The sequence below is a fragment of the Streptomyces sp. NPDC058457 genome, assembly GCF_042720695.1.
GTDB lineage: Bacteria > Actinomycetota > Actinomycetes > Streptomycetales > Streptomycetaceae > Streptomyces.
Genome location: NZ_JBHXLU010000002.1, coordinates 23,604 through 37,614, shown reverse-complemented (window position 1 = coordinate 37,614; position 14,011 = coordinate 23,604). Strand labels below are relative to the sequence as shown.

The window sequence follows — 14,011 nt, the reverse complement described above, 5'->3', positions numbered from 1 at the left end:
GCGACTCATGGCCGTACCAGGTCCCGCAGGTCGGAGTAACGGCGGTCACCGATGCCCCTGACCTGGCGAAGTTCGTCGACCGAACGGAAACCGCCGTGCTGTGTGCGGAAGTCGACGATGTGCTGGGCGAGCACCGGGCCGACTCCGGGCAGGGCGTCGAGCTGCTCCACGGTCGCGGTGTTCAGGGAGACGGGAACGGACGGGCCGGCTCCCGTCGCGGCACCACCCACGGCCTGGCCCGGCACGGCCGGCGGGGCGGGGCCCCCGACGACGATCTGTTCGCCGTCCGTCAGGAAGCGGGCACGGTTGAGTCCGTCGGTGTCCGTACCGGGCCGCACCCCGCCCGCCGCCCGCAGCGCGTCGGTCACCCGGGACCCGGCCGGCAGCGTGTGGACCCCCGGGTCACGGACCTTCCCGGTGACATCCACCACAATCTCCCCACCGGACCTGCCGGTTCCTCCGGTCCCACCGGTGGGACCGGTCCCGCCGGTCCGGTCGAGCGCACCGGGCGCCGCGGCGGTACCGGCTCCGGCGGCGGCGCCTACGGCGGGTCCCGGCTCCTCGCTCTTCTCGTACGGCGCCTCCGCACGCACCACCTCCGGCGCGCTCACGGGCTCTGTCCGGCCCGCCCAGAAGTGCTGCACGGCCAGCGCCGCAGCCACGACGAGGACCACCCCGAGGGCGACCGCGCCCCGGCGTTCCAGCCCGCAGCGCGTCTGCAGCCACACCGGCATCCGTTCCCGTACGGCGAGCCCGACCCGGGACCGCAGCCCGGGCAGCGCCGGCTCCCGTCGCGCCGTGGCCTCACCGGCCAGCGCACGGGCCGACGACATCACGGCCGCCGCCGTGGACAGGGCCGCCGCGGCGGTGCGCGCTCCGGCCGTGGCCGTGCGCACCGCGGACGCGGCCGCGGTCAGTCCGGTCGCCGCACCGGTGCCGGTCACCGTTTCCGCGGTGGGCGGTCCTTGCCCCGGCACCGGCGGCCTGGCGACGGCCCGTTCACCGAAGAGGAGTTCCGCCCGGCGGCGCAGTTCGTCCGCCGGGGCGGGGCGGTGCCGGAGACGGGCCCGGACCGGGGAGCTGCGGTGCCGGGTGCGGCCGTCGGAGGTGGGGCCCCGGCCCGGGCCACTGGTCGCATGTGTCTCGTGTGAGCGTGATCGAAGTGCCATGCGACGAGGATCGGGCTTCCCGCCGATCCGCGATGATCTTGGTCAGTTTCCGTGGACCGCGGCCGAGTTGTGGACAACTCCGCCACCCGCACGAGTGATGGTGCCGAGGCTCACGCCCCCGCGTCCACAGGTCACCGCAGCGAGACGACCGCCCCGAGCAACCCGGGGCCGGTGTGCGCGCCGATGACCGCACCGACCTCGCTCACATGCAGGTCGACCAGCCCGGGCACCCGCGCCCGCAGCCGGTCGGCGAGGGCCGAGGCACGGTCCGGGGCGGCGAGATGGTGGACGGCGATGTCCACCTCGGCGCCGCCCGCACGCTCGGCGGTGAGCTCCTCGAGGCGGGCGATGGCCCGCGACGCCGTCCGCACCTTCTCCAGGAGCTCGATCCGTCCGCCGTCGAGCTGGAGCAGGGGCTTCACGGCGAGCGCGGAGCCCAGCAGGGCCTGGGCGGTGCCGATGCGACCGCCACGGCGCAGATAGTCGAGGGTGTCGACGTAGAAGTACGCGGAGGTGCCGGCGGCCCGCTTCTCCGCCGCCGTGACGGCCTCGTCGACGGTGCCGTCCGCCTCGGCGGCCTCGGCCGCCGCGAGCGCGCAGAAACCCAGGGCCATGGCGACCATCCCGGTGTCCACCACGCGCACCGGGACGGGTGCCTCGCGGGCGGCGACGACCGCCGCGTCGTAGGTGCCCGACAGTTCGGCGGACAGGTGGAGCGAGACGATGCCGGTGGCCCCGGCCCCGGCGACCCTGCGGTACGTTTCGGCGAACACCTCCGGGCTGGGCCGGGACGTGGTGACGGGGCGCCGCTTCTGCAAAGCCTGGGCCAGGGAACGCGTCGAGATCTCGGTGCCCTCTTCGAACGCTCGGTCGCCGAGGACCACGGTCAGGGGCACCGCGGTGATGCCGTGGCGCTCCACCGTCCGCGGCGGCAGGTAGGCCGTTGAATCGGTGACGATCGCGACATGGCGGGACATGAGCTGGAGGTTACCTGGCGTAGCCCGGGCGCGGCAGCCCGCCCCCGACGGCCCGGACCGGGACCGGCCGAGTCAAGTGGTGCTCTCCGGCCGGGGCTTCTTCTGCCAGGGGTAAGCCCGAGGGCGGCCGGGCGGGGTGATCGCGGGCTGCACCGGGTCCTCGGCCGCGGCGGACCTGGGTTGTTCGGGCCAGGTCTGACGGTCGCCGGGGCCGGCGGCGGCCTCGGGCCACGGCGGAGTCTCCGCGGCCGGGTCCGGCCGGGTCCAGTGCCGCAGGGCGTCCGCCTCGACGCCGATCTGGCTGCTCAAGGTGTCAAGATCGTCGTCGGCGAAGCGGCGGGCCCGGTCGCGGGCCGCCCAGCGCAACGCGTCCGCGGATTCGGTGATGCGCTCGGTGCGGCGGCGCAGCTCGGGCAGGCGCGTGGCGAGCGTGGCCCGGTCCGGTTCGGACTCCAGGCGCCTGAGTTCGCCGTCCAGTTCCTGCCCGTGCGCGCTGAGGCGCTGGAAGAGGCCGAGGGACTCCTTCAGCGACTCGTCCTCGGCGACGCCCGCATACAACGCGTCCTGGGTGGCCCGCATCGAGGTGCGCAGGGCGAGCCGGAGCTGGGCGATCTCGCCCGCCGGGCCGATCTGGACCATGGACTTGGCGCGCAACGTGTGATCCTCGACCGTGCGCCGGGCCTGCGTGATCGTACGGTCCACCCCGCGCTTGGCGGCACCGACCGCCTTGAACGTGACGTACGCCCCACCGGCGACGAAGAGCAGGAAGAGCACGGCGAATACGGCGATCACTGCTTCCACGGTGCTCCTCCTCGCTGCCCACCACCCCGGCCGTTTCCGGGCACTGTGTGGATGGCCCTGCCCCACAACGGTAAACGCAAAGAGCAGGCCCGGAGTTCCAGAAAAACCCCGAACCTGCCCGTAGGGGACCACCCGGAGGCGGTCCGCGGTGTCACGCCGTGACGATGTTCACCAGCTTCGGTGCGCGCACGATCACCTTGCGGATCCCGGCGCCGCCCAGCGCCGCGACGACCTTCTCGTCGGCCAGCGCCGCCTTCTCCAGCTCTTCGTCGGAGATGGCCGGCGGCACCTCCAGGCGGGCCTTGACCTTGCCCTTGACCTGTACGACGCAGGTCACGGTCTCGTCGACGACGTAGTTCGGATCGGCGACCGGGAAGTCCCGGTGCACGACCGAGTCGGTGTGGCCCAGCTTGCGCCACAGCTCCTCGGCGATGTGCGGGGCCAGCGGCGCGATCATCAGCACCAGCGGCTCGGCGACCTGACGCGGCACCGCGCCGCCCGCCTTCGTCAGGTGGTTGTTCAGCTCGGTGACCTTGGCGATGGCCGTGTTGAAGCGCAGGCCCTCCAGATCCTGGCGGACCCCGTCGATCGCCTTGTGCAGGACGCGCAGCGTCTCCTCGTCCGCATCGGCGTCGGTGGAGGTGACCTCGCCGGTGGCCTCGTCGACGATGTTGCGCCACAGCCGCTGCAGCAGCCGGAACTGGCCGACCACCGCGCGCGTGTCCCACGGCCGGGAGACGTCCAGCGGGCCCATCGCCATCTCGTACAGGCGCAGCGTGTCGGCGCCGTACTCGGCACAGATCTCGTCGGGAGTCACCGCGTTCTTCAGGGACTTGCCCATCTTGCCCAGCAGGCGGGTGACCTTCTCGCCCTGGTAGTAGTACTCGCCGCCCAGTTCCTCGACCTCGGCGGCGGGCACCGGGAAACCGCGTGCGTCGCGGTAGACGTAGGCCTGGATCATGCCCTGGTTGAACAGCTTGTGGAACGGCTCGACGGACGAGACGTGCCCCAGGTCGTACAGGACCTTCGACCAGAAACGGGCGTAGAGCAGGTGCAGCACGGCGTGCTCGGCACCGCCGACGTACAGGTCGACACCGCCGTGCGGCATGCCCTCGCGCGGGCCCATCCAGTACTGCTCGATCTGCGGGTCGACCAGCTGCTCGCTGTTGTGCGGGTCCAGGTAGCGCAGCTCGTACCAGCAGGAACCGGCCCAGTTGGGCATGGTGTTGGTCTCACGGCGGTACTTCTTCGGCCCGTCGCCCAGGTCCAGGGTGACGTTGACCCAGTCCTCGTCGCGCGACAGCGGTGTCTCGGGCTGGGTGTCGGCGTCCTCCGGGTCGAAGGTGCGCGGCGAGTAGTCGTCGACCTCCGGCAGTTCCAGCGGCAGCATCGACTCGGGCAGCGCGTGGGCGACGCCGTCCTCGTCGTAGACGATCGGGAAGGGCTCGCCCCAGTAGCGCTGGCGGCTGAACAGCCAGTCGCGCAGCCGGAAGTTGACGGTGCCCTCGCCGATGCCCTTGCGGGCCAGCCACTCGGTGATACGGGCCTTGGCCTCGGCCACCGGCAGGCCGTCCAGCTTGATGTCGTCGTGGGAGGAGTTGACGATCTTCGCGTCGTACGAGGCGAAGGCGTCCTCCCACGTCGACGTGTCGGTGCCGCGGCCGTCGGTCGGCTCGATAATGCAGACGATCGGCAGCTCGAAGGCGCGCGCGAACTCGAAGTCGCGCTGGTCGCCGGCCGGCACGGCCATGATCGCCCCGGTGCCGTAGCCCATCAGCACGTAGTCGGCGATGAACACCGGGATCTTGTCGCCGTTGACCGGGTTGGTCGCGTACGCGCCGGTGAACACACCGGTCTTGTCCTTGGCCTCGGCCTGCCGCTCCACGTCGGACTTGGCACCGGCCTGCGCACGGTACGCGGCGACGGCCTCGGCGGGGGTGGCGTGGCCGCCGGTCCACACGTCGTGAGTGGCCTCGGGCCATGCCGCCGGGACGAACCGGTCGACCAGCGGGTGCTCGGGAGCCAGCACCATGTAGGTCGCGCCGAACAGGGTGTCCGGGCGCGTGGTGAAGACGGTGATCTTCTCGCCGTCGATCGGGAAGTCGACGCGGGCGCCCTCGCTACGGCCGATCCAGTTGCGCTGCTGCAGCTTGATGGCCTCGGGCCAGTCCAGCTCGTTCAGATCGTCCAGCAGCCGGTCGGCGTAGGCGGTGATGCGCATGTTCCACTGGCGCAGCTTGGCCTTGAAGACGGGGAAGTTGCCGCGCTCGGAACGGCCGTCGGCGGTGACCTCCTCGTTGGCCAGCACGGTGCCCAGGCCGGGGCACCAGTTGACCGGTGCGTCGGAGGCGTAGGCCAGGCGGAACTCGCCCAGGACGTCGGCGCGCTCGGTGGCGGTCAGCTCGTTCCACGCGCGCGTGTGACCCGGTACGGCACGCTCACCGGACTCGAACTGGGCGATCAGCTCGGAGATCGGGCGGGCCTTCTTCGCCTCGTCGTCGTACCAGGAGTTGAAGATCTGCAGGAAGATCCACTGGGTCCACTTGTAGTAGTCCGGGTCGATCGTGGCGAACGACCGGCGCTTGTCGTGGCCCAGGCCCAGCCGGCGCAGCTGGACCTTCATGTTCTCGATGTTGGCTTCGGTGGACACGCGCGGGTGCGTGCCGGTCTGCACGGCGTACTGCTCGGCGGGCAGGCCGAAGGCGTCGAAGCCCAGGGTGTGCAGGACGTTGTGGCCGTTCATCCGCTGGAAGCGGGCGAAGACGTCGGTGGCGATGTAGCCCAGGGGGTGGCCGACGTGCAGGCCCGCACCGGACGGGTACGGGAACATGTCCATGATGAACTTCTTGGGCCTGGCGACCAGCGCGGGGTTGCCGGCCAGGTCGCCCGTGGGGTTCGGCGCCGCGTAGGTGCCGTCGGCGTCCCAGAAGTCCTGCCAGCGTGCCTCGATCTCGGCCGCCAGGGCGGCCGTGTAGCGGTGCGGCGCGGCCTCCGCCGACGTGGCGGTGGCAGCGGGGTTCATCTCGCTCATGATCCTCAAAGCTCCATCGGTCGTCTCTGCCTGCGGCTGTGGACGTTCTAGAAACGAAAAATCCCCTCGCACAGGAGGGGACGCCGCGCCGATGCCGACCAACCGTTTCATCCGGCGGTCGGGACTGATCAGCGCGGCCCGCTAAGCAGAAGGCGTACGGCACACATGGCGTCAGGGTACCGCAGCCGTTGAGCAAGCCGCGACGCGCTTGCGTATCAACGGTTGACACGTGCGTCTGAGGCGACCACCGGGACGAGAGTTGAACCAGGTTCAAAAATTAGTTCGCGTAACGTCCGCTAAGGGACATCACAAGGGCCGCATGACCCTTTGATAACAACGCAATAACTCAAACCTCGTACTGATCGGTATGGCGCCACTTAGGCTGCGGCACCGGGACCGCTTTCCCGAACTGCTCGGAGTTGCCCCCATGAACCCTCGTCGTAGTAACAGCACGCTTCCCAAGCCAGGCCGTTCGGCCTGGGGGGTGGCGTCCGCTGTCGTCCTGTTGCTCATACCCGTGGTCGTGCTGACCGGAGGCAGCCAGTTCCAGTCGTTCCTGAACTTCGGCGCGGGCGTACTCTCACTCGTCTCGCTGAGCTGCTCGGTGATCTGGGGCCTGATCGCACAGGACCGCATCTTTCTCAACACCCGCCAGCGAATCGTCGGCCAGGCGGTGCACCGGACGACCGCGGTCGCCTCGATCGCTTTCCTGCTGGTGCACATCGTCACGAAGATCGCCCTCGATCACACCGTGGTGATCGCCGCGATCATTCCGTTCTCGCTCGGCATCACCGGAAGCGCCGGCCTGATCGGGCTCGGTTCGCTGGCCGGACTGCTGATGATCTTCGTGGGCGTCACCGGCGCCCTGCGCAGCAACTTCGCCGCCCCGGCCGTCGTCGCGGCCCGCTGGCGTGCCATGCACATGCTGGCCTACCCGGCCTGGTGCGCCGCGCTCATCCACGGCCTGTACGCGGGCCGCGCGGCGAAGCCGTTCTTCATGATCTCGTACGACCTGTGCCTGGTCGGCGTGATGGCCGCACTGGCGCTGCGCGCCGCCCCGCGCCCGTTCAAGCGGCGGGTCGCCGACCGCCTCGTCTCCGTCCTGGGCAGTTCGGAGCGGCCGGAGCTGGACGACCTGGACGCCAGCCGCGCCCGGGTGGGCGAGTCCACGCTGCCTGGCTACGAGGCCATGCGCGAGCGCGAGCCGAGGCCGTCGCGCGCCGACACGGCGACCTCTCAGTCGAACCCGCTGTTCCCGTCCGCGGCGGCCGCCGCACCCGGCCCCGATCCGGCCTCCGGCTTCGCCGCCGCCTACCGGGCCACGTCCGCGCCCGGCCAGCCGCAGTCGCCGTTCGCGGCCGGCCAGACCGCGCGTATGGAGCGCATGGACGGCCCGTCCAGCACCTCGGGCAGCTGGCCGATCCCGTCCCCGCCGCCGGTCGGCGAAGCCCCCCGGTCGGCGTACGACCCGCTCCAGGACACCGGATACAACATCCCGGCCTATGGCAATCCGGGCGTCGGCGGCACGACCGGACGTGATGTGTACGACACGGGTGAGACGAACGCCCGGTACGGGACGTACAACTCGAATGACACGTACAACAGCGGTCCCGCCAACGAACCACCGCCCGGCGCATCCTTCGACGCCCCGGGTTCGGGCGAACCTTGGAACACGCCTTCCGGAGGCTATAGGTGAACGAGGCCCTGCCCGACGTCCCAGAAGTCCGCGTGGTCGGCCTTCCGCAGCTAACGTCGGGCTTCGACCTTGTCGAAAGACTCGATCTGCCCATGCACCTCAAGGTGCATGGGCCGCTTGAACCCCTGGGCGGGGAGCAGCTCGCGCAGCTCTCCGAACGCATCAACCTGAAGGGCCGCGGCGGCGCGGGCTTCCCCTTCCACAAAAAGCTGCGCTCGGTCGCCGAGGCCGCGATCAAGCGCGGCGTACGGCCGGTCGTCGTCGTCAACGGCAGTGAGGACGAACCGGCCTGCCGCAAGGACACGGTGCTGATCAACCGTGCCCCGCATCTGATCCTGGACGGTGCTCTGCTGTGCGCCGAGGCGCTGGGTGCCCGCACGCTCGTGGTGGGGGTCACCCGGGAGTCCACGCAGCGCTCCATGGAGCAGGCGCTCGCCGAGCGCGGTCTGAGCAACGGCCGGCGTTCGGCGCTGAAGGCGTTCGTCCAACGCAACCCGGTCCGCATGGTCACCGGCGCCGCCGCGTCGCTGGTCCGCTCGATCGACGGCGGTCCGGCGATCCCGCCCGGCCGCAAGACCAGTGCCTCGCAGAACGGTGTCGGCGGCGCGCCCACGCTGCTGTCGAACGCGGAGACGTTCGCGCAGCTGGCGATCGCCGCCCGTATCGGCCCGGAGCGTTACGGCAACACCGGCCTGTACGACGAGCCGGGCACCGTCATGCTGACGGTCTCCGGGGCGGTCGCCCGCCCCATGGTGATCGAGGTCCCCACGGGCGTGCCGCTGCGCTACGTCCTGCAGCTGGCCGGCGCCCCGCCGGTGCCGCAGGGTGTGCTGACCGGCGGCTACCACGGCAAGTGGATCGACGCGGCCACGGTCAACGAGGCGATTGTCTCCCGCAACTCGCTCGACGCGGTGGGCGGGGCGCTCGGCGCCGGCGCCATCCTGCCGATCACGCAGGAGACCTGTCCGCTGGGCGAGTCACTGCGGGTCGCCCAGTGGCTGGCTGAGGAGAGCGCGGGACAGTGCGGTCCCTGCTACCTGGGCCTGCCGGCGGCCGCGCGCGGCATGGAGGACATCCTCAACGGCGGTGGACCGGCCGCCCTGGAGGCGCTCAAGCAGGTCGCGAAGAACGTGAAGCGGCGCGGCGCATGCTCGCACCCGGACGGCTCCGCGATGTTCCTCGAGTCGACGATCAAGGCGTTCACCGACGACCTGGCCGCGCACGTTCTCGGAAACGGCTGCGGACGGCCCGTGGAGGGCGTTCTGCCGCTCTTCGAGGACGGCAAGATGCCCACGGGCATCCCCGGCGGCGGAGAGCCCGAGGACAACGGCGCCGGCAGCCGCCAGAAGATCTACGTCGACTGGACGCTGTGCCGGGGCCACGGTCTGTGCGCGGACATCCTCCCGGAGGTCTTCGAACTGGGCGCGGACGGTTTCCCGACGGTCGCGCAGGCGAAGGTGCCCCGGTTCGCGGAGGCCAAGGCGCTGCGCGCGGTGCGCCGCTGCCCAGCGCTCGCCCTGCGCCTGGAGGAGGACACGCGTTCGCAGGCACCGGCCAAGAACCTGCCGGTTCTCTCGCAGGGCCGCGGCCGCCGGGCGCTGGGACGCTGATCGCACATTTCACGGCACGCATGTGGGGCGGGTCACCCTGGTCGGGTGGCCCGCCCCACGCGTGCGGGACGAACCCGAGGACGAGGTTGCCGGCTGTTTTCGGGACAACGCCGAACGGGAGAAGATCACCGGAAGAACGTCGGCCGGAGCGAGGTCCACCACCAAAACGCCGAAGGCGGACCATCCGTTCGGATGGTCCGCCTTCGATTTCTGTGGAGCTAAGGAGAATTGAACTCCTGACCTCCTGCATGCCATGCAGGCGCTCTACCAACTGAGCTATAGCCCCTTGTCCCGTTCCGCCTGGCTTCCCTGGCGGCGACGCCAACATTACACGGTCGAAGGGGTGCACCACCAAATCGTTTCCGTTCTGTACGGATACGGAGGCTAGTGTCGGACTTCGTGACCGTGATCGCGTTCTCCGAGACCCGGCGCCGGGCGCCGGTGGCCCTGGGAGCGTGTCTCCTGTCGTTCACGGCGTTCTGGATGGCCCAGCGGGCCGCGCACGTGTCGATGATCGACCTGATGGTCTACCGGGCGGAGGGGGCGACCGTCCGCTCGGGGGGCGATCTCTACGCGCTGCGTACGACGGCGGCTCATCTGCCGTCCACCTACCCTCCGTTCGCGGCACTGCTGTTCACGCCGCTGACGTTGCTGGACGTCACGGGCATGCGCACGCTGGCGACGGCCGCGAATCTCGCCCTGCTGCTGGTGTTCGTCGGGCTGTCGATGCGGCTCGTCGGGCACGCGCGCGTGGAGCGCGTGCTGTGGGTCGCGGCGGCGGCGGTGTGGTGCGAGCCGGTGTGGACGACCGTGCGCTACGGGCAGGTCAACCTGCTGCTGGCCGTACTGGTGCTGCGGGATCTGTCACGCCGTCCGGCCGAACGCCCGGACCGCTGGGCGGGGGTGGGGGTGGGGCTCGCGGCTGCGGTCAAGCTGACACCCGCCCTGTTCGCGGTGTTCCTGCTCGCCACGGGCCTGACCGCGCGCCTCGCAGGACGGGACGGGGGCCCGTGGCTGCGGCACGCGCGCGGGTCTGCCGCCGCCTTCGCGGGGGCGACCCTGCTGGCGGCGGCCGTCCTGCCGTACGACTCGTGGCGGTTCTGGACCGGGATGGTGTTCCGGACGGGGCGGGTGGGCCGGGCCGAGGAGACCGCGAATCAGGCCCTGCGCGGCGTTCTGGCGCGCTTGCTGCACACCCCCGACCCGGGAGCCCTCTGGGCCGCCACGGCGGCCCTGACGGCCGTCCTGGGGCTCGCGGTGGCGGTGACGGCGGAGTTGCGGGGCCGGCGGGCCTGGGCGGTGGCCGTCTGCGCGGTGACCGCGCTGCTGATCAGCCCGGTGTCCTGGTCGCACCACTGGGTGTGGTGCGTACCGGTGGTGCTGCTGCTGTGGACGCGCGGGCAGCGGACAGCGGCCGCGGCCACGCTGCTGGTCTTCTGCTCGTACGCCCTGTGGTGGGTGCCGCACGGCCAAGGGCGGCCCGAACTGCACCAGGACACCGTCGCCTTGACGCTGTCCGGGCTCTACACGGTCACCGGGGTGCTGTTCCTCGCGATCGCCCGGACATCGTTGCCGAAGCCGGGCCCCGCTCAGGCCGTGACGAACGAATAGAACCGTTTGAGCGTGCAGTGCTCTTCGAGGAGCCGGCCGTAGATCGGCTCGCCCTCCAGTTCACGGTAGGTCTCGATCGGGTCGCCTTTTATGATCAGCGCCCGCGCGCATTCCTCGCACCAGTACTGGTAGTCGGGGTTGATCGGCTCCATGTCGCGGACGATCGGGGTACCGCTCCCGCACCAGTCGCACTTCCGCCTGTGTGCACCCATCGATCAGCTCCAGCTGTGGCCGCAGGCCGTGCACACGTAGGAGATCCCGCCGTTGTCGCCGAGCACTTGGGCGACATGTACGGAACCGCAGGAAGGGCAGAGCAGCCGGGTGGTCGTGTCCCGTATCAACGCCGCACCGAGGAGGTGGCCGCCCTCCTCAAGGATGCTCGCAGGCATCGCTACTCCTCCCGTCGGGCCGCGCCCCCTTCCGGCCGTTTGATTCTGCCACGGCCGGACCAATACGGTCAGCGACGCCTCAGTACCAGTCCGGACACGGCACCCGCGGCCGCTGTCGCGGCGAGCGCCCATGCGCAGGCTGACAGCGCCTCCGCAGAGGTATACGCCCGCGGGCCCCCAACTGACTCAAGCCGGTTCAAGAACAGTGTGCCGAACGCGGCGACCCCTATGAGCTGACCGAGCTGGGTGACGGTCGCGAGGAGTCCGCTGGCGTCCGCCGCGTCCTCGGGGCGCACGGTTGCGAGCGCGCCGGTGAGCGTGGGGCTGAACGCGAGCGCGAGCCCCGCGCCCAATCCGGCGTACGCAACATAGAGCTGCGCGCCCCCGTCGCCGCCCCCGTGGAAGGCCAGCCCGACGCCGGTCACGCCCAGCGCGGTGAGCACGAACCCGGCCGGAGCCAGCGCCCGCTGCCAGGCGGCCGGCCACCTGCGCCAGGTGAGGGCGACCGCGCCGAAGACGACGGCGGTCGGCGCGAAGGTGAGACCGGCGCGCAGCGCGCTGTAGCCGAGGCCGCTCTGGACGTGCAGGGTGAGCGTGAAGAGGAATCCGGCGTTGACGGCCATGACGGCGAGGATGCGCAGGACGGCCAGGGCCATGCCGGGGTGGCGGAGCACCCGGAGAGCGATCAGCGGAGCGCCGCCGCGCCGGGCCAGCCGCGACTCGTAGCCGCAGAACAGCGCGAACAGGAGCACGGCGGCGGCCAGGGACAGCCAGGACCACAGCGGCCAGTTCTCCTCCTGTCCCAGCACCAGCGGGACCGTCAGCAGCGACACGGCGGCCCCCAGCAGGACCAGGCCGGGCAGGTCCAGCCCGCGTGCCCGATCGGGACCGGATCCGGCGCCGAACGGAAGGACGCGTCGGCCGAGGACGAGGAGTACGGCGCCAACGGGCACGTTGACGAGGAACACCGGCCGCCAGCCGGTGCCGAACAGGTCGGCGCTGACCAGGACGCCGCCGATGATCTGGCCGGCGGCGGCGCCGACCGCGAGGACCGCGGAGTAGGCGCCGAGCGCCCTGATGCGGGCCTCGCCGGTGAAGGAGCGCTGGATGATGCTGAGGACCTGCGGGATCATCACCGCCGATCCGGCGCCCTGCACCAGCCGGAACACGATCAGCTCGGTGGCCCCCTGGGCCAGGCCGCAGGCGAGCGACGCCGTCGTGAACAGGGCGAGGCCGGCCAGGTGGACCCGGCCGTGGCCGAACCGGTCGCCGAGCCGGGCGCCGGTGATCAGCAGTACCGAGTAGGTGATGGCGTAGCCGGCCACGACCAGCTGCAAGTCGGCGCCGGAGGCGTGGAGTTCGGAACCCATGGTGGGGGCCGCGACGTTCACGATGAAGACGTCCAGCACGGCCATGAACAGGGCCGCGAGGACGACCGCGAGGAGCAGCCGGGGCCGGTTGTCAGTGCCGGGTGCTTCACTTTTCGCAGGGGTCGGAGCCGTTGCGGGACCTGGTCCCGTCCGGGGTGTCGTCGTCATGCGTCCGAGCGTGGCGGCGGGCCGGTACGGGTGCCGAGAGCCCGCCGATGCTGGTACTGGCAGCACCTGGCAGGGAACGGGGGCCGCGCCCACGATGGAGGACGTGACGACGGGGGACGTGACGATGGCAACGACAGCACACCGCCGCAGGCCCGAGCTGGCGGCGTTCCTGCGCAGCAGGCGGGCCCGGGTGCAGCCGGCGGACGTCGGGATGCCGCCGGGGCTGCGGCGGCGCACGCCGGGGCTGCGGCGGGAGGAGGTCGCCCAGCTCTCGGGCGTGGGCGTGACCTGGTACACGTGGCTGGAGCAGGGCCGGCCGATCAACGCGTCGGCGCAGGTGCTGGACGCGGTGGCGCGGACGCTGATGCTGGACCTGCCGGAGCGCGAGCATCTGTACCGGCTGGCGGAGGTGCCGTTCGCCCCGATGCCGGAGGGGCTGTCCCGGTCGGTCGGCGCGGAGGTGCAGGGCATCATCGACGCGCTCGACCCGCTGATGGCGGTGGTGTACACGTCGCGCTACGACTTGCTGGCCACCAACGCCGCCTATCGGGACCTGTTCCTGGTGCCGGAGACGGTACGGATCGGCGTGCCGAACGTGCTGTGGACGCTGTTCACGGTCTCGGAGGACGCCTGCCCGGTGGTGCACCTGCAGCGCGAACTGCCGGTGATGGTGGCGACCCTGCGTTCCTCGTACGGCAGACATGTCGGAGAGCCGGCCTGGGAGGACTTCATACGGGCGCTGTCCCAGGTCAGTCCGTACTTCGCCCGGTTGTGGGCGAGCGGGGCGGTCGCGCAGCCGGGGCCGCGGGTGAAGACGTTCCGTCATGAGGCGGTAGGAGAACTGCGGATGACCTCGCAGTCGCTGTCGATCGACGGGATGCCGGAGGCACGGATCGTGGTCTACACGCCGGAGGACGAACGGACGCGGGAGCGGGTGGCATTGCTGCGGGAGCGCCGGCAGCGGCTGTGGCCGGTGACGGAGGAGGAGGCCACCGAGATCATCCGGGAGTGGAACACGAGAAATCCCGCCCTCTGAATCTGAAGAGGACGGGATTTCCATCACCGATCTTTGACAACTCGACAGTGTGCAGAGTGTCGATCTGTGGAGCTAAGGAGAATTGAACTCCTGACCTCCTGCATGCCATGCAGGCGCTCTACCAACTGAGCTATAGCCCCTTGCGTTCTTCCC

At 70.9% G+C, this 14,011-nt stretch carries 11 protein-coding genes and 2 tRNA genes; 4 read left to right on the top strand and 9 right to left on the bottom strand.

The features are described from left to right. Positions 1-5: 5 nt before the first annotated feature. The 4 genes from ACFWPS_RS02085 to leuS all read right to left on the bottom strand — a co-directional run bounded on the left by ACFWPS_RS02085 (position 6) and on the right by leuS (position 5,978). On the bottom strand, positions 6-1,169 hold the full coding sequence (locus ACFWPS_RS02085; protein WP_383699864.1) for a helix-hairpin-helix domain-containing protein: 1,164 nt from the start codon (positions 1,167-1,169) through the stop codon (positions 6-8). 131 nt (positions 1,170-1,300) lie between these two features. Further along, on the bottom strand, positions 1,301-2,146 hold the full coding sequence (locus ACFWPS_RS02080; protein WP_383699862.1) for a DegV family protein: 846 nt from the start codon (positions 2,144-2,146) through the stop codon (positions 1,301-1,303). A 72-nt stretch (positions 2,147-2,218) separates the two neighbouring features. Beyond that, positions 2,219-2,947 carry a hypothetical protein gene (locus ACFWPS_RS02075; RefSeq protein ID WP_383699860.1) on the bottom strand — a complete coding sequence of 243 codons (729 nt, stop codon included), beginning with the start codon at positions 2,945-2,947 and terminating at the stop codon, positions 2,219-2,221. Between the two features lie 151 nt (positions 2,948-3,098). Continuing rightward, on the bottom strand, positions 3,099-5,978 hold the full coding sequence (leuS, locus tag ACFWPS_RS02070; RefSeq protein ID WP_383699858.1) for a leucine--tRNA ligase: 2,880 nt from the start codon (positions 5,976-5,978) through the stop codon (positions 3,099-3,101). A gap of 427 nt (positions 5,979-6,405) precedes the next feature. On the opposite strand from leuS, the gene ACFWPS_RS02065 reads away from it, so the two are divergent. Continuing rightward, positions 6,406-7,674: a cytochrome b/b6 domain-containing protein gene (locus ACFWPS_RS02065; RefSeq protein ID WP_383699856.1), complete on the top strand. Its 1,269-nt coding sequence runs from the start codon at positions 6,406-6,408 to the stop codon at positions 7,672-7,674. Continuing rightward, on the top strand, positions 7,671-9,284 hold the full coding sequence (locus ACFWPS_RS02060) for an NADH-ubiquinone oxidoreductase-F iron-sulfur binding region domain-containing protein (protein WP_383699854.1): 1,614 nt from the start codon (positions 7,671-7,673) through the stop codon (positions 9,282-9,284). Before ACFWPS_RS02065 ends, ACFWPS_RS02060 begins: the two co-directional genes overlap by 4 nt. Before the next feature lie 213 nt (positions 9,285-9,497). On the opposite strand, the gene ACFWPS_RS02055 is transcribed toward ACFWPS_RS02060, so the two are convergent. After that, positions 9,498-9,570 (bottom strand) — tRNA-Ala (locus ACFWPS_RS02055). A 113-nt stretch (positions 9,571-9,683) separates the two neighbouring features. Here ACFWPS_RS02055 and ACFWPS_RS02050 point away from each other — a divergent pair. Beyond that, positions 9,684-10,895, top strand: a complete 1,212-nt coding sequence (locus ACFWPS_RS02050; RefSeq protein WP_383699852.1) for a glycosyltransferase 87 family protein — start codon at positions 9,684-9,686, stop codon at positions 10,893-10,895. On the opposite strand, the gene ACFWPS_RS02045 is transcribed toward ACFWPS_RS02050, so the two are convergent. The 3 genes from ACFWPS_RS02045 to ACFWPS_RS02035 form a co-directional block, all read right to left on the bottom strand. Next, the gene (locus tag ACFWPS_RS02045) at positions 10,874-11,107 is read right to left on the bottom strand and encodes a hypothetical protein (RefSeq protein WP_006136074.1); all 234 of its coding nucleotides are present in this window, start codon (positions 11,105-11,107) and stop codon (positions 10,874-10,876) included. The two genes, ACFWPS_RS02050 and ACFWPS_RS02045, sit on opposite strands and share 22 nt — an antisense overlap. A 3-nt stretch (positions 11,108-11,110) precedes the next feature. Continuing rightward, positions 11,111-11,284, bottom strand: a complete 174-nt coding sequence (locus ACFWPS_RS02040) for a hypothetical protein (protein WP_107436402.1) — start codon at positions 11,282-11,284, stop codon at positions 11,111-11,113. A gap of 68 nt (positions 11,285-11,352) precedes the next feature. After that, positions 11,353-12,822 carry an MFS transporter gene (locus tag ACFWPS_RS02035; protein ID WP_383699850.1) on the bottom strand — a complete coding sequence of 490 codons (1,470 nt, stop codon included), beginning with the start codon at positions 12,820-12,822 and terminating at the stop codon, positions 11,353-11,355. A 94-nt stretch (positions 12,823-12,916) separates the two neighbouring features. Here ACFWPS_RS02035 and ACFWPS_RS02030 point away from each other — a divergent pair, with 94 nt between their 5' ends. After that, positions 12,917-13,858, top strand: a complete 942-nt coding sequence (locus ACFWPS_RS02030; protein WP_383699848.1) for a helix-turn-helix transcriptional regulator — start codon at positions 12,917-12,919, stop codon at positions 13,856-13,858. A 67-nt stretch (positions 13,859-13,925) separates the two neighbouring features. Here the strand turns inward: ACFWPS_RS02030 and ACFWPS_RS02025 are convergent. Continuing rightward, positions 13,926-13,998, bottom strand: a tRNA-Ala gene (locus tag ACFWPS_RS02025). Between the last annotated feature and the right edge of the window lie 13 nt (positions 13,999-14,011).

What these genes read in the sequence shown, in the direction of transcription:
- ACFWPS_RS02085 (WP_383699864.1), bottom strand. Translation starts at nt 1,169, where the DNA reads ATGGCACTTCGATCACGCTCACACGAGACACATGCGACCAGTGGCCCG.
- ACFWPS_RS02080 (WP_383699862.1), bottom strand. Translation starts at nt 2,146, where the DNA reads ATGTCCCGCCATGTCGCGATCGTCACCGATTCAACGGCCTACCTGCCG.
- leuS (WP_383699858.1), bottom strand. Translation starts at nt 5,978, where the DNA reads ATGAGCGAGATGAACCCCGCTGCCACCGCCACGTCGGCGGAGGCCGCG.
- ACFWPS_RS02065 (WP_383699856.1), top strand. Translation starts at nt 6,406, where the DNA reads ATGAACCCTCGTCGTAGTAACAGCACGCTTCCCAAGCCAGGCCGTTCG.
- ACFWPS_RS02045 (WP_006136074.1), bottom strand. Translation starts at nt 11,107, where the DNA reads ATGGGTGCACACAGGCGGAAGTGCGACTGGTGCGGGAGCGGTACCCCG.
- ACFWPS_RS02040 (WP_107436402.1), bottom strand. Translation starts at nt 11,284, where the DNA reads ATGCCTGCGAGCATCCTTGAGGAGGGCGGCCACCTCCTCGGTGCGGCG.
- ACFWPS_RS02035 (WP_383699850.1), bottom strand. Translation starts at nt 12,822, where the DNA reads ATGACGACGACACCCCGGACGGGACCAGGTCCCGCAACGGCTCCGACC.
- ACFWPS_RS02030 (WP_383699848.1), top strand. Translation starts at nt 12,917, where the DNA reads ATGGAGGACGTGACGACGGGGGACGTGACGATGGCAACGACAGCACAC.